We start from the raw sequence: 22111 nt of genomic DNA, 5'->3' as shown, positions 1-22111 counted from the left end.
GGCGTTTCGGCCCCATCGAACGCAAGGAGCAATGACATGGCGACAACCGCAGGCAAGACCGGCAATGGCAGCAAGACGGTGCCGGACCTCGAGGCCGACATCAAGCTGTTGAAGGCCGATATCGAAGCGCTCGCCAAGCAACTGGCTGCAACGGGCGAGCATGGCTACGGCGCTGCTCGTAGGGCTGCGGCACAAGGTGCAGGCCAGTTGAAGGCGCAAAGCGACGCGGCCGTCGAAGCCTTGCGCGCCAACGCCAAGGATATCGAGGAACAGTTCATGACGACCGTGCGCGAAAAGCCGGTCACGTCGCTTGCCATCGCAGCCGGTGTCGGCTTCCTCATCGCGCTTTTGGCGCGGCGCTAGTAATCAGGCCGGGGGACATATGCTGGCATCACTGATTGCGAGTTTCGCCACCGGCGAGACGACACTTGCGCTTAGGCGCACACGCCGTGCGGCGGTCGCCTATCTGGCGGCCGCAATCGCCGGGCTCTGCGGGGTTGGGTTTCTCATTGGCGCTGCCTATGTCTGGGCCGCGCAAAGATTTGGCCACATCGAGGCGTCGCTTGGCTTTGGTCTTGGCTTTCTGGTGCTTGCCGGGCTGATCCTGCTGTTTCACCGGCTGATGGCCGGGTCGCGGGCGCGTGAGGACCAGCGGCGGCGGCGCGCCGACATTGCGGCATTCGGCACGACCGCCGTGATGGCCGTGTTGCCGACATTGCTGCGCAGCAAGGGTGGCATCGGCGCGCTGCTGGGGCCGGTGGTGGCGCTTGCCGCCTATGCGATCTACCGCGAGAACCACAAGGCGGACGATAGCGACGAGGTGGCGGGAGAATAGTTCCGCCTTATGCCCTAGGAGTCGGTTTCGGCCTGTTCGCCCAGCGGCATCGATATCTGCGCCCGCACGCCGTCTGGTAGATATTCGTGGCTCACCTCGCTTGAGATCACTTTCGCCAGGCTGCGGCGAATGAGGATCGAGCCGAAGCCATGATGCGTGGGCGGAGTGACCTTGGGCCCGCCGCTTTCGATCCATTCGAGCTGCAACCGTTTCTGGCCCTTGCTGCCTGTGACAGTCCACGAGAGGGCGACTTCGCCCTCTGGCACCGAAAGCGCTCCATATTTGAGTGCATTGCTGGCGAGCTCGTGGAGGATGAGCGCCAGGCCGAGCGCCTGGTCGGGCGTCAACAAGGCATCCTGACCAACGATCGAGATGCGCGGCGCTTCGGCATCGTCGAACGGGCTGAGTTCGGTTTTGGCAAGGTCGCGAATGCCGATGCCGCGCCACTCATATTCCGACAAAAGGCCATGGGCGAGCCCGAGCGCGCGCAGGCGCTGGCTGAAGGCTTCGAGGAACTCGCGCGGTTCGCGCGCATGGCGCACGGTCTGTGTGGCGAGTGCCTGGACGGTCGCAAGGGTGTTCTTGACCCGATGGTTGATCTCGCGCAGCAAAAAGCGCTGGCGTTCTTCAACAGTGCGGCGCTCGGTGATGTCGTAGTTGACGCCGAAGACCAGTGTTGGCCTGCCATCGGCGTCACGCTCGACGACGCGCCCGCGTGCGGCCAGCCATCGTGGCGGATCAAACCCCCTGATGCGGTATTCGCCGGAATAATCGTCGCTGCCTTCAAGCGCTTCCTGGAACATCTTGCGCGTTTTGCCGATGTCGCGCCTGTCGATGGCGACGACGATGTCGCGCGCCCGCATTCGTGTCGCCGGCGGCTTGTTGAACAGCTCGGGCAAAAGCGTATCGCATTCAACGACGCCGGTGCGCGGATCCCAGACCCAGCTGGCAAGGGCTGCGGCTTCGAGCGCTACAGCGCGGCGGGTTTCGGCATGGACCAAGGCGGCTTCCGCCCGCGCGCCAGCCTGGGAGCGGTCGCGCAACATGACCAGGCTCGCGGCCAGCGATGCCAGCGCCTCCATCTGTTTGAGCCTTGCCGGCTCTGGCCTCGGTCGCTCCTCTCGGTCAAGCACCAGCAGGACACCCACCAGGGAGCCCATGGCGATGATCGGTACGCCGGCATGGAACAGGTAAGCACCGGCTTGGATGGAGGCGTGGCCGGCGAGGATGCCATTGGCGATGCGGAGAGACTCAGCAGCTTGCGCGGGGTCGATGCCGAAATGCGACTGGACGACCTGCTGCCCTTCGGCATTAGCCAGCGTCAGCAAGGCAGCGGGCGTTTGCATGAGCGCTGCCGCAAGGCTGGTCAGGCGGTCGAAATCCGCATCGGCGGGTGCGTTCGATGGCGCACCGGTATCGCCGCCTTCGGCGCTGTCTGGGTCGATGATTTTGTTGTCCTGCACCCGGCCATCCCTCTCGGCTTCATGAAACTAGACGGGCAAGGCGCAGTTGAAAAGCCTCGCAAGGGCCGGGAACCATGCCGCCAAACTGCCGTTAGCCTCCCGGAAACATATGGGAGCAAGCAGATGACCAAGATCATTTCAGCTCGAAAAGCGCGGCAGGGAAGGCGTGGCCGTCGCGTCTTGCTTGTGCTTCTGGTGGGGCTGCTGCTGGCTTTGGCCGCGTGGGGCGGGGTGGAATTCTATGGCGAGATGATCGGCAAGAATGCCAACCAAACCACCGTTGCGCCAGGCTAAGCGACTATAAGGAAAGGCGTTTTTGAATTTGCTGCGGCGCTGTGAGCGGCAGCCATGAGGCCATCAGACGCCGTAACAGTCAGGCGGAATTTCGGAACTATGGCCGGGTCACGACGTTGTGAACCTGTAAAGGGGCCGCGCCGGACCCTTCCCGCAAAAGACTGGTCGAAGCGCGGCATGCATGAAAACACGCACGAGGAGAGAATATCATGATCCGCAACCTTTTGGCCACGACCGCCTTTGCGGCACTGCTTGCCACCGGCGTATACGCTCAGGACACCACCGCGCCAGCGCCGGCTCCTGCGCCCATGGAAGCAGCACCCGCGACACCGATCCCGCATGCCGACGGTTTCCTTGCCGCCAACATCATCGGTACGAAGGTCTATAACGGCTCCGCCGACGATGCCGAGCACATCGGAAACATCAACGACATCGTCATGACGCCTGACGGCAAGGCCGACCAGCTGGTGATCGGCGTTGGCGGTTTCCTGGGTATCGGCGCAAAGAATGTCGCCGTCGCTTTCGACAAGTTCGACTGGGCCGAGAAGAACGGCAGCCGTTGGCTGGTCATGGCAACGACCAAGGAGCAGCTGCAGGCGCTGCCTGATTTCGACCGCCGCGCCTATGATCCGGCACCGGCACCGGTCGCTTCGACCGACCCCGCGTCACCGACAGCGGACCAGACGGCGCAGATGCCCGCCGCTCCGGCAACGCCTGACGTGAAGCCGCCGGCAACCGAACAGTCGGCCCAGGCGCCGGCAACCCCTGATGCGGCAACGACCGACGAAACCAAGACGGCTTCGATCGACAAGTCGACGCTCACGCAATTGCCGAACACCAATCTGCGCGCCGAAGAGCTGATGGGCACCACCGTCTATGGTGCCGATGACGCCAATATCGGCAAGATCGGCGATATATTGATGACGGCTGACGGCAAGGTCGACGCTTATGTCGTCGATGTCGGCGGCTTCCTTGGCATGGGTGAGAAGAAGGTTGCCGTTGGCAGCGACAATCTCGCCTTCATGGTCGACACCCAGGGCACCAAGTACCTGTACACGACCCTCACCAAGCAACAGCTCGAAGCGCAGCCGGCCTATGATGCGGCCAGCTGGAGCGCCAAGCGCGACGAGCAGCGCATCATCGCTCAGTAGATGTGGCGGCACGAGCAAAAGGCCCGCGCTTCGGCGCGGGCCTTTTGCGTGTCAGGGGAGGCGGGCGAAGTGGCCTGTTGCTCCACCTTCCGCCAGTTCCGACAATGCCAGCGACTGGTCGAGGTGCTGGGCGCGCCAGACGAGCAGCCTCTCGGCGAATTCAAGCCGTGTCGGAAGCCATGCAGGGTCGTCGGCGAGATTACGTGTTTCGCCGGGATCGTTTGTGAGGTCATAGAGCAGCGGCGGCAGGCCGCCGTTGAAATGCACGTATTTGACCGCCTCGGTGCGGATGACCGACAGGTTGAGCGAACGCGAGCCGGTGCCGAAATAAGCCTCGGTCGTTCCATCCGCGACCGAGCGAAAATCATATTCCCAATGGGCGGCATCGCGCCAGGCGACTGGTTCGCCACCGTCGAGGAACGGCCTCAGCGACTGGCCGTCGAGATGCGGTTGCGGGGTGCCGCCGATGAGTTCGAGCAATGTCGGCATGATGTCGACGGCGGCTGTGAAACGGTCGATCGTGGTGCCGGTGGCTTTTGTGCTGCCGGGGTCGCGCACGATCAGCGGAATGTGGTAGCTGCCGTCGAACCAGCCGCCTTTGCCGAGCATGAAATGGTCGCCCATCATCTCGGCGTGGTCGGAGGTCAAGATGACGATGGTGTCGTCCCAGGAGCCGGCGGCCTTGATGCCTTGCCAGATACGGCCGAGCTGGGAATCGACCTCCGAGATCATGCCGTAATAGAGCGCGCGGATCTTGCGGAACTCGTCTTCGCTCCAGTCGCCGACATTGCCGGATGCGCCGGGAATGAAGCTCGACTTCTTCTGGTGACGGGCGAGGTGATAGGCGAGGAAGGGATGGCTTGCCGCTTCCGCCTGCCAGTTTTCCGCAACCGCAAAGGCCGGGCCCTCCGCCGGGTCGTACATGGTGTTGAACGGCTCGGGCACGATGAAGGGCGGATGCGGGCTGAGGAAGGAGACATGCGCGAACCATGGCTCGCCTTCATCCTGTTCGCTCAGCCAGCGCAGGAACTCGCCGGTGAGGAAGGCGGCGGGCGTCTCGTCCTTGGAATAGACTGGCACAGCCGGGCTGACTTCGGGTGCGGATTTGTCCACCGGGCGGTGGATGTCGGGAAAGCCGGCGCTTGAATCGATGCCGCGCGCCGCGAGCCATGACAACCACGCTTTCTGGTGCTCGGGTAGGAGCTGGCGCGTGGTGAAGCCTGGGAGCACGCCTTCGTAAGTGCGCAGGAACGGATCGCCCGGTGCACGGTTGCGTGGGTCGGGCGAGACGTCGGTGTAGCCGAACAGCGTCGGGTCGTAGCCGACGCGGCGCACGGCGCGGGCGATGTTGTCGTGGCGGTCGTCGAGCGGCGTGCCATTGCGGCAGACGCGGTTGTTCATCTGGTAAAGCCCGGTGTACAGGCACGCGCGCGCCGGCGAGCAGGGTGCAGCTCCGGCATAATGACGCCTGAACAGGACACCTTCGCGGGCCAGCGCATCGGCATTGGGCGTTTTCACCACGGGGTGGCCGACGGCCGAGAGCGAGTCGCCGCGCCACTGGTCGCAGGTGATGAGTAGGATGTTTTTCCGTCCGCTCGTGTTTGCCAAGCTCGCCCCCAAAATTCAATCGCGGCCAAGGAAGCCGGATTCACCTGTGGGTGCAAGCGCCATTGTCCTTGCTCAGCTCATACCAGAATCGGTGAACGATTTTTGGTTTGTTGTTCACATCTTGGCGACAGTCCATTCTGTGCCTGCCCACTTTGCCACGCCCGCCGATGCGACCATATTCATTGCAACAACGCGGCAGGGGCCGCAGCGCAAAAGGGAGCAAAAAAGCATGCTCGACCAGATCAAGGGTTTGCATCACGTCACCTCGATGGCCAAGGATGCGGCGCAGAATAACCAGTTCTTCACCCACAAGCTCGGCCTGCGCCGGGTCAAGAAAACCGTCAATTTCGACGCGCCCGACGTCTACCATCTTTATTATGCCGACGAGCTGGGCACGCCTGGTTCGGTGATGACTTATTTTCCGTTCCCTGACATCGGCCAGGGCCGGCCGGGCGTCGGCGAGGTCGGCACCACGGTGTTTTCGGTTCCTGAGGGCACGCTGCCTTTCTGGGAAAAGCGCTTCGCCGATCAGGGTGTAAGCGGGCTCGTCCGTGACGAGAAGTTCGGCGAAAAGCGCCTCGGCTTTGCCGGTCCCGATGGCGACGGCTTTGCGCTTGTCGAGGCCAAGGGCGACAAGCGTGCGCCCTGGATCAAGGGTGGCGTTGCCGCCGACGAGGCGATCCGAGGTTTCCATTCGGCGACGCTCAGGTTGCGCGATGGTGGCGCCACCGAAGAGCTGTTGAAGTTCATGGGCTATGAGGACGTCGACACATCAGGCAACATCAAGCGGCTTGCGGTGAAAGGCGGCAACGGCGCCGACTTCATCGACATCGAGACGCTGCCGGGCGCATCCTCCGCCGGTCTCGGCGCGGGTTCGGTGCACCACATCGCTTTTGCGGTCGAGAACCGGGCCAAGCAACTCGAGGTGCGCAAGGCGCTAATGGACACAGGCTACCAGGTGACGCCGGTGATCGACCGCGACTATTTCTGGGCGATCTATTTCCGTACGCCAGGCGGCGTGTTGTTCGAGGTGGCGACAAACGAGCCTGGCTTCGACCGTGACGAGGACACTGCCCATCTCGGCGAGGCGCTGAAGCTGCCGACACAGCACGCGCATCTGCGCGATTATCTGGAAAAGAACCTGCAGCCGCTGGGCGACTGAGGAGGAAATGATGAGCAAGGAAAGCTACATCCACAAGCTGCTGCCTGGGGATCCGGGTAGCTCGCTGGTCTTTGCCTTCCATGGCACGGGCGGCGATGAAAACCAGCTGCTGGGCTTCGCCCGGGAACTTGCGCCCGGCGCGACGATCGTTTCGCCGCGCGGTGATGTCTCCGAAATGGGTGCTGCCCGGTTCTTTCGCCGCACCGGCGAGGGTGTCTACGACATGGACGATTTTGCCCGAGCGACCGGCAAGATGGCGGGCTTCGTCAAGGCCCATGTCGAGGCGGCAAAGCCCTCGCGGGTTTTGGCGCTCGGTTATTCCAATGGTGCCAACATCTTGGCCTCGGTGCTGTTTGCCGAACCCGGACTGTTCGACGCGGTGGCACTGATGCACCCCTTGATCCCGTTCGAGCCCGTGGTGAAGGGCAGTCTTGCTGGCCGGCACGTGCTGATCACGGCGGGCCGGCGCGATCCGCTCTGTCCGCCTGAGATCACCAGCCGGCTGGACGCCTATTTGCGCGCCGCTGGAGCGGATGTCAGACTTGAATGGCATGAGGGCGGTCACGAGGTGCGCCCCAACGAAATCGAGGCGGTGAAAAGCCTTTTCGCCACAGCAACCAAGGAGCGGGACCAATGAACGAAGAACTGGCGGCGATCGAGCTTGAAGATCATGGCACCAAGGGGCGCTACGTCATTCGTGCGCCAAACGGCGACGAGGCCGAGATGACCTTCACCACGATCGGCGAGCATCAGCTGATCATCGACCATACCGGCGTGCCGGATTCCTTTCGGGGCCAGGGTGCGGGCTTGAGGTTGGTGACGCGGGCCGTGGAAGACGCGCGCGCGGCGGGCAAGAAAATCATTCCGCTTTGCCCGTTTGCCGCAGCCCAGTTCCGCCGTCACCCTGAATGGGCCGACGTTCTCAAGACTTGACACGGTATCGCGTCTGCCGGGCTGATCCGGCGCGTTCAGACCAACTCGAAGGGCCGATGCAGGCAACTGCGTCGGCCCTTTCGTTATTTTCGTATTTTGTCCTCAGGAGAGGCGGGCTGTTACAAAGCGAAGCCCGGCCAATTGTTGGGGTTGTCCAGCAGTTCAACGGAAATGACTGATTTATGAACGTATTGCGCCCGATTTGGCAGTAATACTGACTGTTTTTGAGGCTTTGAGATTGTTTCATTAGATGTTGCTGATCGGCATCGGCGAGATACAATGCGCGGTTACATTCAGATCAACAGGGGAATGAAATTTACCGAAAAGGTAATCCAATGTCCGGTTCCAAGCAGGTTTCCGAATTCGATCGCCAGTTCCAGCCGCGCTCGCGTATCAATCGCCGCCCGCGCCTTGCCATCCGCCAGCGTGCCAATGAGCATCCGATGGCCATGTTTTCGGTTTTGGTGATTGCGTCCCTGTCGTCGATGGCGCTGGCGCCGTCCAGCGGCCCGGCCTTTGCCTCGATGGGCTCGGCGCCAGATGGCGCCCGCACCACCGCCAAGACTGGCCGGCTGGCGCTGTCGGAGACCGAGATTGCCTGCCATGGGCAGGCCTGGGGTGCGGAGAATGAACTCTGCGTCGAGACCATCGCCAGGGAAACCCGCGCGCTTGATGTCCGCAAGATCCGGCTCATCGCCAGTGCCGAGCCTATCCGCACCACACCCAATATCTTCTAGGCGTAGGGGCCTGCCGCGCTCATAGATCCTCCAGCGCGTACCTCCCCCGCGGCTTCGGCTGCGGGGGCTTTTTTTGTTCTGCCGGTTGTGCGGCGATAGTCCCTCAGGACGATGCCGTCATGACCGTTGTTGCGCGACGGTGAACTCCTCAAACAGGAGGATCAGCGATGGGCCGCGTCGAGGGAAAAATTGCGATCGTCACCGGTGCTGCCTCGGGCATGGGCGAGGCCACCGCGCGGCTTCTGGCCCGCGAAGGCGCGGCCGTGGTGGTCAGCGACCTGCAGGCGGAGAAGGGCCGACAGGTTGCGGAAGCCATCCAGGCGGCTGGCGGACGCAGCCGCTTTGTCGAGCATGACGTCACTTCGGAAAGCTCATGGAAAGCGGCGGTTGCCTTGACGCTTGAGACGTTCGGCGGGCTCCACATCCTGGTCAACAATGCTGGCGTCGGTGCGCCTTTCGGTAGTGTCGAGGATCTGAGCCTCGACGACTGGCGCAAGGTGATGGCCGTCAACATGGAAGGTGTGTTCCTCGGCACGAAATACGGCATCGAGGCGATGCGAAAGACTAGCGAGGGCGGGTCGATCGTCAATTTCTCCTCGACCATGGGCATCGTTGGCAGCCCTTCGACGGCAGCCTATGTGGCAAGCAAGGGCGGCGTGCGGCTGTTCACCAAGTCGGCGGCACTTCATTGCGCCAAGGAGCGCTACGGCATTCGCGTCAATTCCGTGCACCCGGGCTGGATCCGCACGCCGATGTCGTCGGCGGCACTCGACAAGCTCGCCGAGAGCGGGGCCGGCAACAAGGCGCTCGAACTGACGCCGCTCGGCCGGGTCGGCGAGCCGGATGATGTGGCCTATGGCGTGCTCTATCTCGCCTCCGACGAGGCTGGCTTCGTCACTGGCACGGAGCTTGTCATCGACGGTGGCTACACGGCGCAATGAGGCGGTTCAGGCGCTGTCGGCGACCTGGTCGCTGACCGCACTCAGCGCGCTGCGCACGTCGAAGGTGCTGAACGGCTTTTCCAGAATGTGCGGCTTGAGGTTTGGCGGCAGCTGTTCAAGCTCCGCCTTGGCGCCGATCAGGTCGCCGGTAACCAGCACGAAGCGCTGGGCCATGTCAGGTTGTTGGTCGACAATCTCGCGGAAGATGGCAATGCCGCTGCGGTCGGGCATGCGCAGATCGGAGAAGATGATGTCGGGCTGGTCGGCCAGCGCTTCGGCAACCGAATCCCAGGTCGAAACAATGCGCGACTTGACGCCCATCAGCTCGAGGATGTCGGACAGCGAGCCGGCGACGTCGGGTTCGTCGTCGATGATGACGGCATGGCGCAAGCCGCTGGACTTGGGGATGGTTTCCAGCACCGCGCTGTGGCCGATGCCCATGGGTGGCAGCTCAACGACGAAGCGCGCACCGGTTGGCTCCACCGGTTCGAACCAGACCTTGCCGTTGTGGCGGTCGACGATGGCTTTTGAGATCGACAGGCCGATGCCGGTGCCGACGCCGACCGGCTTGGTGGTGAAATAGGATTCGAAGATGCGGTCGCGAATCGCCTCGGCGACGCCGGGGCCTGAGTCTTCGACCGAAAAGCCAGCGCTGCCATCGGCATTGCGGAAGGTCTTGACGCGGATGGTGCGCTCGCCAGTTGCGGCGGCAAGCGCATGCTGGCTGTTGACCAGGAAGTTGGCCGCCACCTGGGTCATGTGGTCGGCGTCCGCCATCACGCTCAGCGTGCCCTCGGCCAGATCGGTGTCGATGCTGATGCCGCTCGATCGTGCGCCATAGGCGGTGACTTCGAGTGCGGCGCGGATCACCTGGTTGAGATCGGTCTCGGCCCGCGAGGTCGGGTGCAGGCGTACCATGCCAAGGAAGCTCTTGACGATGCGGCCGCAACGTTCGGCTGCGGCACGCACCTTTTCTGCGCGTATCTTGGTCTGGGGGTCGGGAGCGAATTCGTGCAGCAGGGTCGACTGGGCGACGACAACGGCAAGCGGATTGTTGAGCTCGTGCGAAACGCCGGCGAGCAGCGAGCCCATCGCCGCCATCTTCTCGTTTTGGTGCAGCTTTTCGCGCTGGCGGTTGATCTCTTCTTCGGCGCGATGTTTTTCACGCAGGTCACGGATCGACCCGAAGATCAGCCGGCGGTCGGCAAGCCGCATCTCGTTGGCCGTAAGCTCGATCGGGATGATCTCGCCGGCGGCGTTCTGGGTCACCGTCTCCATGCGCTGGCCGACCATCGGTGCACCGCGGCCGGCCAAATATTCGGCGCCGTTGTTGAAACCCTTACGGTAATAGGAAGGGATGACTGTGTCGAGCAGGTCCTTGCCGAGGATCTCGTCGCGGGTCCAGCCGAACATCTTCTCCGCCGCCGGATTGAACTCGATGATCGAGCCGGTCTCGTCGACCACCATGATGGCGTCGAGCGAGGACTGCAGCATGGTGCGGCGGATGATTTCGCTGACGTGATATTCCGACAGCGAGCGCTCGATGGCGTCGCCTAGGGCTGCGGCAATGATTTCGAGTGCTGCGATCTCGTCGTCGGTCCAGTTGCGTTCGACGACGCAGTCATTGATGGCAAGCGTGCCCCAGAGATGGCCATGCGCCGAAACCGATACCGACAGGAACGACTTGATGTGCTGTTGCTCGAAATCGGTGCGCAGGAAGCCGGTCAGGTCGCGTGTCAGCCCAGCGAAAATCTTGCCCTGGCGGACTTCTTCGGCGAGGCGTTCAAGCAAGGGGTCGGAGTCGACCAGCGCCTGATTGATCGTCGTTGGTGGCGCGGCGAAGGCGTCGATCTTCGGATCGACCCAAAAGGCGGCGATCGACTGCGCGAAGCCCTGGTCGGGCAGGTCGCGCAGTCTGAACAGGATGGTGCGATGGCCGCCGAAGCCGTGTGCAAAGCTCTCCAGGATATTGTCGATCTCGATCTGCCAATCCTGGGCCTGGCGCAGCCGGCGCACGATCTGCCCCGCCACGACGGTGGGGCTCGGCATACCCGACGAATTGTCGGTGCGTGAGGCGGTCAACAAGGTCATCGCGGTTCCTGGCGGGGCCGGGGGCTTTAGTAGCCTTCGCTGCCGGGCAGGGAGAAGATATAGCCTTCCCCGCGCACGGTGCGCAGAAATTTGGGGGTCGCCGGGTCGTCCTCGATCTTCTTCCTGAGCCGCATGATGCGGATGTCGACGGCGCGCGAGGATTCGGGGTCTTCGGCAAAGCCGATGGCCTCCGAGATGGTGGCGCGGCTGAGCAGCCGGTTCGGCCTGGTCAGGAAGACCTCGAGCAGATCGAATTCACTCTTGGCCAGGTCGATGATGGCGCCGCTATTGCCGGTGACAAGCCGGCCGTCGAGGTCGGCCTGGAAGGGACCGAAGGCGATGGTGCGGCGCGGCGGCTGGGCGGCAAGCAATGACCGCATGAAGTTTTCTGGCTGCGGTACGCGGCGGATGACACTACGTACGCGCGCCAGAAGCTCGCGCAGCTCATAAGGCTTGACCATATAGTCGTCGGCGCCGATCTCGAGGCCGACGATGCGGTCGAGCGCTGTGCCCGCGGCCGTGGCGTAGATGATGCCGATCGGCATCCTCGAGCGCAGCCAGCGGCCGAGCGACAGTCCGTCTTCACCGGGCATGGCGATGTCGAGAATGGCAAGCTGGAACTGTTCGGTTTCGATCAGTGCGCGCAAGGCAGCGGCGCTTTCGAGGGCAGTCACGTCGAAGCCGTTCGCGCCGAGATATTCGGCGACGGCGTCCCTCAGGTCGGGCTCATCTTCGACGATGACAATGCGAGCGCGCAGTTTAGTCTCGCCTCCGCTACCGGCGGAAAGTAGATTGGGTATAAACATGATGTCCAGTGATCATTTGGCGTGGGCAGTTGCTAAGGGTGTTGTGCCTCGTTAGGGGCGAAAGAGGCTTCGGGCAGCGTGGACAGGGAACCCATCCCCGGCCAAGTGCATCTCGCGGCATCTTCTTGCCCCTGTAGGCGCCGACGCGGCCGCCACGGCAGGCAATGATCGCGATGAGGCTGATGTTGCGGGGTGAAACGTGGCTGGAAGATCGGTCGTAGCACTTGTCGCCATAGCGGAGGTCGTTGTCTCCGATCTCAGCGATCACCTCGACCGGCGCGGTCATGACGTACGCACAGCCAAGCGGCTGTGGGAGGCCGAGTCGCTGCTGTCGGCAAAAGGCATAGACGTGGTGGTGGTGGGCGACGGGCTGACGCCGGCTGAAGGGCGCGATCTGTTGCGCAGCTTCGGCGGCGAAAGCGGGCCGGCCTTCGTGCTGATCTGCCGGCCGGGCGAACTTGTCGACAAGGTGCTGGCGCTGGAACTCGGCGCCGCCGACGTCGTGGAGAGCCCGCTCAATGTGAGGGAACTCGCCGCGCGCATCGGCGGCCTCCTCGCGCGCCGGGGACGCGGCACGCAGGAATTGGTGGTGCTGGAGAATTCGACCGTCGACCTGCGCTCGGCGCTGGTGATGCATCGTTCGGGCGAGGAAGAGCAGCTTTCGCCTGGCCAGATCGCCTTGCTCAAGCTGTTTTTGTCGAAGCCCCGACGGGTACTGACGCGCGACGACATCATGGCTGCGGCACCTGCCGAAAGTGCCGACGCCTTCGACCGCTCGATCGACTCGCGCATCGTGCGCCTGCGCCGCAAGCTCGACACCGAAAGCATCACGACGATCCGCGGGTCGGGCTATCGCTTCGACCCACCGACAAAGGCAGCCGGCCAGGAGGCCGGCGCTGCTCCAACCGAAAACCAGATATGATCTCGCTTGCGCGACCAAGATTTCAGCGCGCCGAAGCGGCTGCGGCCGGCGCGGCCGTCTCGACGACGGACACTGTTTCGGCATGTGCCCTGTCCTTGAGCAGCACGCTTGCAAGGCCCGCGAAGCCGAGAAGCCCCTGGGCATAAAGCAGTGCCGAAAGCACTGACGCTGCGAATTGTCTCTTCATCGCCGTTGGCCCCGTTTCGGTTCCTGGGGTTCAGTCAAGCCGACTACCGAGATGCCCGCGCCGCCTGACCTGCCGTGGACGGCGCGGGCACTCTGTCCTCGCTGCGAAAGACGCGCGAGGTTTCTGTTCACCGCCGCCCGGCACGAAGCCAGGCACCCACGCCCATGGACCCGGCGGATGCGCAGAGTTGCGACGAACAATGCTGTTGCGAAGGCGAGAATGGCGTGGGCTGCCGGTTCCTGAACCGGCCGCAATTCCGCTGCCATGGCGTTATCAGGGTCAGCCAGAATGCCGATCCCTGCCAGAATCGCCGTAGCGACACCCACCCGCAGGAACCATCTTGTTGCCAACCGTTTCGCGCCCATCCAACTTTCGCAACGTTCGTTTCGTCGAGGCTGAATGTGCAGGCCCGCTGTATCGGGAAGATGCCGCCGGGCGCGCTTTAGTGCCGCCAAATGTTTCAGGTTTGTTGCGTAGCCGCGCGCCCCAAAGTGTCCTCGCATGTGCCGACTTTGAGCGTGAAATGGGCCCCATTAGAAACGAACATGAAACATAAAGAAAATTTAAACGAAATCATTTCGAAACAGGAGAAGGGCAAAAGGCGTTCCATTCCGAAACGCATTTTCGCCGGCGTGGCCGGCTGAGGGGACGCTATGAAGACCGAATTCAAGAGAAAGCTGATCAATGTCGCTGCCACCGCCATGACCGGCGCGGCACTGTTGCTGGCCGCCGGCCAAGGCAACGCTGATGCGGCGAGCAAGATCGTCGCCAAGGTGTCGATCAGCCAGCAGCGCATGCAGGTGCTCATCGATGGCCGCTCGGCCTTTGTGTGGAAGGTCTCCACGGCCCGCAGGGGGTATGTGACGCCGAAGGGCTCGTACAAGCCGACGCGCATGCACGAGATGTGGTACTCGAAGAAATACGACAACGCGCCGATGCCGCATTCGGTGTTCTTCAATGGCGGCTATGCCGTGCATGCCACCAACCAGGTCAGCCGGTTGGGCCGTCCGGCGTCGCATGGCTGCGTTCGGCTGCACCCTGACAATGCCGCTGATTTCTACGAGTTGGTCCAGGCCTACGGCCCCAAGAACACCAGCATCCAGATCGTGAAGTAAGTGCTCCGCCGACGCCAATGTGGTGCCGCTTCCGTGTGCTCGCCCCAGAACCAGCCAAGGCTGATCCTGGGCGGGCACTGACGTTTTTTAGCGTCGCTTCGGCGGATCTGCGACCAGTCGGATTGGACTGATTCTGAGAATTGCACGGCAGTGCACAAATTTCAGCCGACTACCTATTTCATGATGGGATTGCCATCGAAATGGCCAAAGATATGGTGATTTCGTACATTTTGCACGCCTGTGCAAAATTATGCGGAATCCGGATTGACATGAACGTACCGGCAATGGAATGAATATGCCAACAGGCACGGGAATGTGCCGCACCGCCTGGAGGTGGCGGTGGCGTCGGAAGCAGGGACGGCGAGGAGTGTCGGGCGGCAAAGTTCGCAACGACACAAGTTCCGCTTCAAGGCGCCCAAGGGAGGAGGGTTCATGTTCGTGCCATTGCATGAAAACCGTGCTGTGCATCCACATGAGATGGGCGCGCGAGGCGTAGTCCGGGCCGGCAGGCATGTGCGGGGCTACGTCTCGTGACCGGTTCATCGTCCCAGACATCTGCCAAGGCGGCAGTTATCCGCCCCCTGAAGGCTTCGATTGCCGCGCCAACACGTGGCCAGCGGTTGCGCTACCGGCTGAAGGTCGCGCTGCGTGAGCCGACGACGACAATCGGCTTCCTCGCCGCGGCGCTGTTCACCTATCTCATCGTCGTGCCGATCATCTCGATGCTGTCGGACGCAGCGCGTGTCCAGTTCGGCGACGAACGCCGCATCAAGCAGGATGTCGGCGAACTCACCTGGTACTACATGGAGCGTGTGTTCACCTCGCGGGTCTCGCACGACCTGTTCTGGGAGCCGCTGGTCAACACGCTGAGCGTGGCGGTCGGCGCCATCGCGCTCTCCATGCTTGTCGGCGGCACGCTTGCCTGGCTGCTCAGCCGTACCGACATGTTCGGCCGGCGTTGGTTTTCGACCGCGCTGATCGTGCCCTACATGCTGCCGGCGTGGACCTTCGCGCTGGCCTGGACGACGCTGTTCAAGAACCGCACGGTCGGCGGCCAGCCCGGCTGGATGGAGTCGCTCGGCTTCTCGCCGCCCGACTGGCTGTCTTATGGCCAGCTGCCGGTGACGATCATCCTGGCGCTGCACTACTCGCCCTTTGTCATCCTGTTGTTCGGCAATGCGCTGCGCCGCTTCGACTCGCAGCTTGAGGATTCGGCGCGCATCCTTGGGGCGAGCCGGCTGACGGTTGCCTGCAAGATCATCATGCCCCTGATGCGTCCGTCGCTGATCTCGGCGATGGTGCTGATCTTCGCCAAATGCCTCGGCGAGTTCGGTGTGCCTTATGTGCTTGGCCTGCCGGTCAATTTCGATGTGCTGGCGACTTCGCTCTACCAGAACATCGCCTCGCGCCAGGTTGGCGTTGGTGCCGTGCTCGCCGGCTCGATCATGCTGATCGGCATCATCACTATCACCATCGATGCCAAGCTGATGAAGGAAGCGCGCCGCTTCGTCACCATCGGCTCCAAGGGCTCGATGAACAGGCTGAGCCCGCTTGGCATCATGCGCCTGCCTGCAACCGGCTTTGCCGTGCTGATGTTTCTGCTCAGCGTCGGCCTGCCGATCGCGACACTGTTCCTGTCGACGATCATGCGGGTGCCAGCACAGTTCAATCTCGACAATTTCACGCTCGACTACTGGATCGGCACCAATCTCAACACGGTGGCGCTGCAGACCGGCATCCTGCTCAGCCCCGACCTTTGGAATGCCGCCTGGAACAGCCTGCGCATCGTTGGCGTTGCCTCGATCACGTCGGGTATCCTCGGCCTGCTTGTCGGCTATGTCGTGGTGCGCACGCCGGTCAAGCCGCTCGGCACCTTCCTGCGCCAGGTGACGTTCCTGCCATATCTGGTGCCGGGCATCGCGTTTGCCGCCGCCTATCTGTCGCTGTTTGCCGTGGCGCGTGGACCGATCCCCGCGCTCTACGGCACCACGATGATCCTGATGCTGGCGCTGATCGCCGACCAGATGCCTTACGCTTCGCGCGCCGGCATCGCGGCCATGATGCAGCTCGGCAAGGATCCTGAAGAAGCGGCCCAGATCGCCGGCGCCGGCTGGTTCCGCCGCATGATCTCGATCGTCATCCCGATCCAGAAGGGATCGCTGACGACCGGCATCCTGTTGCCCTTCATTTCCGGCATCAAGGGTCTCAGCCTGTTCGTGGTGCTGGCGGTGCCCTCCACCGACGTGCTGACCACCTATTCGCTGCGGCTTGTCGACTATCACTACACGCAGGCTGCCAACGCGGTGGTCCTGATCATAGCCGGCCTTGCCTATTTCGGCGCGCTGCTCGGCCAGAAGCTGACCAAGACCAATCTCGCCCAAGGACTGGGGAACTGACATGCCGAAAATCAATCTGCGCGGCGTCGAGAAGAATTACGGGGCCAATTCCGCCAATGCGGTGGCCGACCTCGACCTTGAAATCGGCGACGGCGAATTCATGTGCCTGCTCGGCCCCTCCGGCTGCGGCAAGACGACGACGCTGCGCATGATCGCGGGGCTGGAGCATCTGACCGCCGGCGAGATCAGGGTCGGGCCGCGCGTCGTCGACTCGGTCATCGAGGGCGTGTTCATTCCGCCGGAAAAGCGCGAAATGGGGCTGGTGTTCCAGAGCTATGCGCTGTGGCCGCATCTGACCATCGAGCGCAACACCGATTTCGGTCTGAGGTTGCGCAAGATGCCCAAGGCCGAGCGCGAGCAGCGCGTCGACCGCGTGATGAAGACGCTCGGCATCGAAAAATACCGCGACCGCTATCCTTCGCAGCTGTCGGGCGGGCAGCAGCAGCGCGTGGCGCTGGCCCGCATGCTGGCGGTCAATCCGGAAGTGCTGTTGCTCGACGAGCCGCTGTCCAATCTCGACGCAGCCCTCCGCCTCGAGATGCGCGCCGAACTCAAGCGCCTGCACGCCGAGTTCAAGACGACGATCGTGTTCGTTACCCACGACCAGTGGGAGGCGATGACGCTGGCGACCACGATTGCGGTGATGAGCGAAGGGCAGCTGCAGCAGGTCGGCACGCCCAACGACATTTACGACCGGCCGGCCAACCGCTTCGTGGCGCAGTTCGTCGGCAACCCGCCGATTAACATCGTCGAGCTTGGCAATGCGAAATCAGAGGTTTCTGCCAGAGCCAACAAATTCTTCGGCGAAAATTATGCCGAACTGCGCGACGCCGGTTCCATCGGCATACGCCCGGAGTCAATCCGGCTGGCAAGCGAAGCGGGCGAGGTGCCTGAGGGCGCATTCTCCGGCCAGGCGCAAGTGACCGGCATCCTTCCGACCGGCGGCAGCTGGATCATCGAGCTGACCTCGTCGGGCGAAAAGCTGTTTTTGACGACGCATCAGTCGCCAGAAATCGAGGTCGGCGAGAAGGCGATTTTCTGGGTCAAGCCCAAGGCGCTGCACGTGTTCGACGCGGAGGGCGATCGGTTGGAGGAGGCCGATCGGCTGCTTCGGCCAGCGAAGGTGCATTGAAGGAAACGGCGCATGGCGGGAGGTGCCGTGCGCTGGGAATGCAGAAAATAGACGGGAAACCATTCGGGCCGCGGGATGCAACGCGGCTCATCAGAGGGAGGAAAACATGACCCAATTTTTCAACACCAGAGTGACAAGGCTTTTGTCGGCGTCCGCGCTGGCAGTTGCAGCCGGAATGCTCGCGACGGCCGCGCAGGCCCAGGAAAAATTCGACCTCAACGCACTGATCGAGGCGGCGAAGAAGGAGCCGCCGATCAACGTCTATTCGAGCACCGGCAAGATCGTGAAGCAGGCCGAGGCCTTCACCAAGAAGTACGGCGTGCAGGCGACAGGCACCAAGGCCAATGCCGCAGCGCAGCTCGAAATGGTGATCCGCGAGGGCCAGGCCAAGAACGTGCAGGGCGACGTGATCCAGATCAGCGACGTGCCGGCCGGCGTGGCACAGCTGGTGCCCCAGGGCTTCGTCGACAGCTGGCTGCCGCCGGATCTCGCCGACAAGATCCCGGCGCAGTACCAGAACCCGCTGACCGTTTCCAATGAGGCCAACGTCTTTGCCTACAACACCCAGCTCAACCAAAGCTGCCCGGTCAAGAACATCTGGGAGCTGACGGAAGCCAAGTGGAAGGGCAAGCTCGCCATGCAGGACCCGCTCAACAAGGCGTCCTATGTCGACTGGTTCAACCAGATGGCGACCAAAGCCGATGACAAGGTGGCTGCGGCCTACAAGGAATATTACGGCAAGGACCTGGTGACCGACGAGTCTGGTGCCACCGCCGCGTGGGTGAAGGCGCTGGCCGCCAACGGCCCGCTGTTGACCGACGCTGACGAAGGAGCCGCGCAGGCTGTCGGCGCACCGGACCAGAAGGAGCAGTTCGTCGGGCTCGTCAGTTCGGCCAAGTTCCGCAACAATCAGGATGTCGGTTCCAAGCTCGGCCTGTGCACGGGGCTCAAGCCTTTCGCCGGCTGGATGTATCCGAGCCTCGGCTTCATCGCCAAGGGCACCGACAGCCCCAATGCGGCGAAGCTGTTCATCCACTATCTGATGACCGAAGAAGGCATCGCGCCGCAGGCAGCCGACGGCAAGATGTCGACCAACAGCGACGCCAAGCTGCCTGACGACGAGCCTTCGGGCATCGGCAAGGCGCTCGACCAGATATTCCCCTACGATTCAGCGACCGCCCAGAGTGACTGGGATGCGCGCCAGGACTGGCAGGACCTCTGGCGCGTCAACTACCAGAAATAGACTGACGCAACTGCGGCGCCCGGCATGATGCCGGGCGCGTCTGGCCGGATTTAAACGGGAGGAAACCATGAAACCGGCGTTTGACATGAGCAGCAGGACAAACAGAGCTTTGGCGTCGACCGCGCTTGCGGCGGTATTTGCAGCCGCAATGTTAGGTGCGGCTCCGGCACGGGCCGAGACCTTTGACCTCAATGCGCTGGTGGAGGCGGCGAAAAAGGAAGCGCCGATCAACATCTATGACAGCACTGGCAAGATCGTCGAGATGGCCGAGAACTTCACCAAGAAGTACGGCGTGCAGGCGACGGGTGTCAAAGTATCGGCGAACGCCCAACTGGAGATGATCATCCGCGAGGGGCAGGCCAAGAACGTCAAGGGCGACGTCGTGCTGATCACCGACGCGCCGGCAGGCCTGGCGCAGCTGCTGCCGCAGAAATTCGTCGAGAGCTATCTGCCGCCTGATATGGCCGACAAGATCCCGGCCAAGTTCCAAAATCCGCTCGCCATCACCACCAACGCCGCGGTCTGGGCCTACAACACCGAGGCATATGACGCATGCCCGGTGAAGAACATCTGGGAGCTGACCGACCCGAAATGGAAGGGCAAGGTCGCCTTCTACGATCCGCTGTCGAAGGGTACCTACCCGGACTGGTTCAACCAGACCGCAACCCATGACGATGACAAGATGAAGGCTGCCTACAAGGCGCATTTTGGCAAGGACATCGATGTTGGCGAAGACAGCGCGACGGCTGCCTGGGTCAAGGGCTTTGCCGGCAATTCGCCGCTGCTTGCGGACGCCGACGATGCGATCTCGGAAGCCGTGGGCGCACCCGGACAGAAGGAGCCGTTCTTCGGCCTGATGAGCTCGGCCAAGTTCCGCGATAACGCCGACAAGGGCTTCAAGCTTGGGCTTTGTGAAGGCCTCGATCCCTGGCCGGGTTGGACCTATGTGAAGCTCGGCCTGATCGCCACCGGAACCAAGAGCCCGAACGCTGCCAAGCTGTTCATCCACTACATCCTGACCGAGGAGGGCATCGCGCCACAGGTGAAGGATGGCAAGCTGCCAACCAACCCTGACATCGGTCTTCCCGCTGACGAGCCCTCGGGAATCGGCAAGGTGCTCGACAAGCTGCAGTAATACGACGCCTCGACGGCGCTCGACGATTGGGACGCGCGCCAGGATTGGCAGGACCTCTGGCGCGTCGCCTACAAGAAATAGCTTTCCGGTGGACTGGGACGGGGCCCTTCTCCTTCGGCTCCGTCCACTTTTTTCCACCTGATGACATGGAGTTTTTGAATGACCGGAACCTCGGCGAGGAAACTCGCGGCTCCCAAAGCGCTGCTGCTCGATTTCGGCGGCGTCATCGTGTCGACGGCGCATCTGCCGGGCTGGCAGGCGCGGTTGGCCGGGCATGTGCGCGGCCTGCTCGACAGGGCCGGCGTGGCGGCACCAGAGCTTTCGGTCGACCAGATCACCGACGACATCAAGGCAGCCGGTATCGCCGACTCGCATTGGAAGGATGCGATGTCGCGGCCCTTCGCACCGCGCGAATTGCGGCACGAGGAATTCTGGGGCGACTTCGTCGCTGGCGACTGGCCGAAGGGTGCAAACGACGTGGTCGTGGCTGAGGCTTACGATCTGTGCCGCAAGATGGGCAACTGGAAGAGCGAACGCGTCCTACGTACCGGGATGCTCGACCTGCTCGATGCGGCCGACGCTGCCGGTGTTCCTGTCGGCATCGTCTCCAATGCGCTGTGCGGCCGGGTCCATCTCGACTTTCTCGATGCACACGGGCTGACCGACCGTTTCGCCGTGGCGATCCACAGCGACGAGGTGAAGGTCAGGAAGCCGAACCCTGAGATGATTTTCCTGGCAACGCGAGCGCTTGGCGTCGAACCGTCCGCGGCCTGGTATGTCGGCGACAATTTCGACCGCGATGTTTTGTGCGGCAAGCGAGCCGGCATTGGCGGCAACATCCTGATGGAGGCCAAGGGTACCTACGATCTGCCCTATGAGCTGAAGCTCAAGCCGGCCGCCATCGTTGCCGATCCGGTTGGCCTACTCGGTCTCTTCCAAGAAGCCACGCGCGGGATTGCAGCATGACAAGCGTCGAAGAGTCCAAGCGCTTGCGGGTGATCGCCGAGCAGGCGTCGCAGCTGATGCGCGAGCAGCTTCTGGCGGCGTTCCGCTCGAACATTGATGTCGACTACAAGGTCGACCTGCATGACGTGGTAACCAAGCACGACAAGGACTCGGAAGTGGCGATCCGCGCCTTCATCCTTGGTGAGGTGCCCGATTCAACCGTGCTCGGCGAGGAAGATGGAGCCAGCGGCGAGGGCCGGGTGAAATGGTATGTCGATCCGATCGACGGCACATCGAATTTCGCCCGCGGTTTTGCGTTCTGGTGCGTGTCGGTAGGGGCGGTGATCGACGGCGAGATTGTTGCCGGCGCGGTCTACGACCCTGTCGCCAGCATGCTGTTTTCGGCTGACATGTCAGGTGCCTGGCTGAATGGCGAGCCGCTGCGCTCGCGGGCCATCGCCGACGAGCGCCATGCGACGCTGATCACGGGTTATCCGGTTGCGCGCGACCTGCGCCTCGACGGGCGTGAACAGGCGCTCGAAAATTTTGGCGAGTTGGCCGAGACCTTTTCGACGTTGCGCCGGCCCGGCAGCGGCGCGCTCAGTCTCTGCCATGTCGCAGCCGGCTGGGTCGATGCCTCCGCAGGCTTCGGCTCCAATCCTTGGGATGTTGCAGCGGCGGTTCTCATCCTCAAGCAGGCCGGGGGCAGCTACCATCCATTGACGCTTGGCAAGGTCAGCGCGGACACCCCCGACTTCATGTGTCCGGGCTACGTGGCATTGGGCGAGGGGGGCGACTATCCGACGCTGATGCAGGTGGCGCGGCGTATCTCCGACGGCCGTGACGCGGCGCGGGCGCGAGATGCGGCATGACCGGAAGAACGCGTGTGCATCGCCTCGGCATCAGTGGATGTCGCAAGTTCATTCCAACGCAGAATCATTATTCAACTTAAGGCGTTGACGATTTTGCACACCTGTGCAATTTGAGATCAACAACGACCCACGGGCGGCATCGA

At 62.8% G+C, this 22111-nt stretch carries 21 protein-coding genes and 1 pseudogene; 17 read left to right on the top strand and 5 right to left on the bottom strand.

All coding sequences use genetic code 11. The annotated features are described in order from the left end of the window. The first annotated feature begins 36 nt into the window (after positions 1-36). A complete protein-coding gene (locus tag AC1RTB_RS15850; protein WP_492879858.1) occupies positions 37-363 on the top strand; it encodes an ElaB/YgaM/YqjD family protein in 327 nt (108 codons plus the stop codon). 19 nt (positions 364-382) lie between these two features. Then, positions 383-835 (top strand): hypothetical protein, encoded by a 453-nt coding sequence (locus AC1RTB_RS15845; protein WP_492879859.1) that lies wholly within the window; start codon positions 383-385, stop codon positions 833-835. A gap of 14 nt (positions 836-849) precedes the next feature. On the opposite strand, the gene AC1RTB_RS15840 is transcribed toward AC1RTB_RS15845, so the two are convergent. Next, entirely contained in the window at positions 850-2298 is a 1449-nt protein-coding gene (locus AC1RTB_RS15840) for a sensor histidine kinase (protein WP_492879860.1), read from the bottom strand. A 123-nt stretch (positions 2299-2421) separates the two neighbouring features. Between AC1RTB_RS15840 and AC1RTB_RS15835 the strand changes: the two genes are divergently transcribed. Next, the gene (locus tag AC1RTB_RS15835) at positions 2422-2592 is read left to right on the top strand and encodes a hypothetical protein (protein ID WP_492879861.1); all 171 of its coding nucleotides are present in this window, start codon (positions 2422-2424) and stop codon (positions 2590-2592) included. Positions 2593-2801: 209 nt separating this feature from the next. Next, positions 2802-3743 carry a PRC-barrel domain-containing protein gene (locus AC1RTB_RS15830; protein WP_492879862.1) on the top strand — a complete coding sequence of 314 codons (942 nt, stop codon included), beginning with the start codon at positions 2802-2804 and terminating at the stop codon, positions 3741-3743. A gap of 51 nt (positions 3744-3794) precedes the next feature. Here the strand turns inward: AC1RTB_RS15830 and AC1RTB_RS15825 are convergent, their stop codons facing one another. Continuing rightward, positions 3795-5351 carry an alkaline phosphatase family protein gene (locus AC1RTB_RS15825; protein ID WP_492879863.1) on the bottom strand — a complete coding sequence of 519 codons (1557 nt, stop codon included), beginning with the start codon at positions 5349-5351 and terminating at the stop codon, positions 3795-3797. A 229-nt stretch (positions 5352-5580) separates the two neighbouring features. On the opposite strand from AC1RTB_RS15825, the gene AC1RTB_RS15820 reads away from it, so the two are divergent. The 5 genes from AC1RTB_RS15820 (at position 5581) to AC1RTB_RS15800 (ending at position 9124) form a co-directional block, all read left to right on the top strand. Then, entirely contained in the window at positions 5581-6513 is a 933-nt protein-coding gene (locus AC1RTB_RS15820; protein ID WP_492879864.1) for a VOC family protein, read from the top strand. 10 nt (positions 6514-6523) lie between these two features. Then, positions 6524-7150: an alpha/beta hydrolase gene (locus AC1RTB_RS15815; RefSeq protein ID WP_492879865.1), complete on the top strand. Its 627-nt coding sequence runs from the start codon at positions 6524-6526 to the stop codon at positions 7148-7150. Next, positions 7147-7446, top strand: a complete 300-nt coding sequence (locus tag AC1RTB_RS15810; RefSeq protein ID WP_492879866.1) for a GNAT family N-acetyltransferase — start codon at positions 7147-7149, stop codon at positions 7444-7446. The genes AC1RTB_RS15815 and AC1RTB_RS15810 overlap by 4 nt, the downstream gene beginning before the upstream one ends. Before the next feature lie 335 nt (positions 7447-7781). Further along, entirely contained in the window at positions 7782-8183 is a 402-nt protein-coding gene (locus AC1RTB_RS15805; RefSeq protein WP_492879867.1) for a hypothetical protein, read from the top strand. Positions 8184-8350: 167 nt separating this feature from the next. Further along, positions 8351-9124, top strand: coding sequence for a glucose 1-dehydrogenase (locus AC1RTB_RS15800; protein ID WP_492879868.1), 774 nt, complete (start codon positions 8351-8353; stop codon positions 9122-9124). 6 nt (positions 9125-9130) lie between these two features. On the opposite strand, the gene AC1RTB_RS15795 is transcribed toward AC1RTB_RS15800, so the two are convergent. Both AC1RTB_RS15795 and AC1RTB_RS15790 read right to left on the bottom strand, forming a co-directional pair. Then, positions 9131-11215 carry a PAS domain S-box protein gene (locus AC1RTB_RS15795; protein WP_492879869.1) on the bottom strand — a complete coding sequence of 695 codons (2085 nt, stop codon included), beginning with the start codon at positions 11213-11215 and terminating at the stop codon, positions 9131-9133. A 26-nt stretch (positions 11216-11241) separates the two neighbouring features. Continuing rightward, a complete protein-coding gene (locus AC1RTB_RS15790; protein ID WP_492879870.1) occupies positions 11242-12021 on the bottom strand; it encodes a response regulator transcription factor in 780 nt (259 codons plus the stop codon). Between the two features lie 199 nt (positions 12022-12220). On the opposite strand from AC1RTB_RS15790, the gene AC1RTB_RS15785 reads away from it, so the two are divergent. Then, complete coding sequence (locus AC1RTB_RS15785; RefSeq protein WP_492879871.1) at positions 12221-12943, top strand: response regulator transcription factor; 723 nt, start codon at positions 12221-12223, stop codon at positions 12941-12943. Positions 12944-12965: 22 nt separating this feature from the next. Here the strand turns inward: AC1RTB_RS15785 and AC1RTB_RS15780 are convergent, their stop codons facing one another. Next, positions 12966-13130 carry a hypothetical protein gene (locus AC1RTB_RS15780; protein ID WP_492879872.1) on the bottom strand — a complete coding sequence of 55 codons (165 nt, stop codon included), beginning with the start codon at positions 13128-13130 and terminating at the stop codon, positions 12966-12968. A gap of 653 nt (positions 13131-13783) precedes the next feature. On the opposite strand from AC1RTB_RS15780, the gene AC1RTB_RS15775 reads away from it, so the two are divergent. From AC1RTB_RS15775 to AC1RTB_RS15745, 7 genes and pseudogenes are all read left to right on the top strand, one after another. After that, positions 13784-14245, top strand: a complete 462-nt coding sequence (locus AC1RTB_RS15775; RefSeq protein WP_492879873.1) for a L,D-transpeptidase — start codon at positions 13784-13786, stop codon at positions 14243-14245. 572 nt (positions 14246-14817) lie between these two features. After that, the gene (locus AC1RTB_RS15770) at positions 14818-16641 is read left to right on the top strand and encodes an ABC transporter permease (protein ID WP_492879950.1); all 1824 of its coding nucleotides are present in this window, start codon (positions 14818-14820) and stop codon (positions 16639-16641) included. Position 16642: 1 nt separating this feature from the next. After that, on the top strand, positions 16643-17773 hold the full coding sequence (locus AC1RTB_RS15765; protein ID WP_492879874.1) for an ABC transporter ATP-binding protein: 1131 nt from the start codon (positions 16643-16645) through the stop codon (positions 17771-17773). Positions 17774-17879: 106 nt separating this feature from the next. Then, a complete protein-coding gene (locus tag AC1RTB_RS15760; protein WP_492879875.1) occupies positions 17880-19016 on the top strand; it encodes an ABC transporter substrate-binding protein in 1137 nt (378 codons plus the stop codon). 148 nt (positions 19017-19164) lie between these two features. After that, positions 19165-20232, top strand: a pseudogene (locus AC1RTB_RS15755) (ABC transporter substrate-binding protein). Between the two features lie 78 nt (positions 20233-20310). Next, positions 20311-21117 (top strand): HAD family hydrolase, encoded by an 807-nt coding sequence (locus AC1RTB_RS15750; protein ID WP_492879876.1) that lies wholly within the window; start codon positions 20311-20313, stop codon positions 21115-21117. Further along, complete coding sequence (locus AC1RTB_RS15745) at positions 21114-21968, top strand: inositol monophosphatase family protein (RefSeq protein WP_492879877.1); 855 nt, start codon at positions 21114-21116, stop codon at positions 21966-21968. Before AC1RTB_RS15750 ends, AC1RTB_RS15745 begins: the two co-directional genes overlap by 4 nt. Positions 21969-22111: the final 143 nt, after the last annotated feature.

This window comes from Aminobacter sp. GW821-FHT11F06 (assembly GCF_058808215.1).
This window is presented reverse-complemented; position numbering and strand designations above follow the sequence as displayed.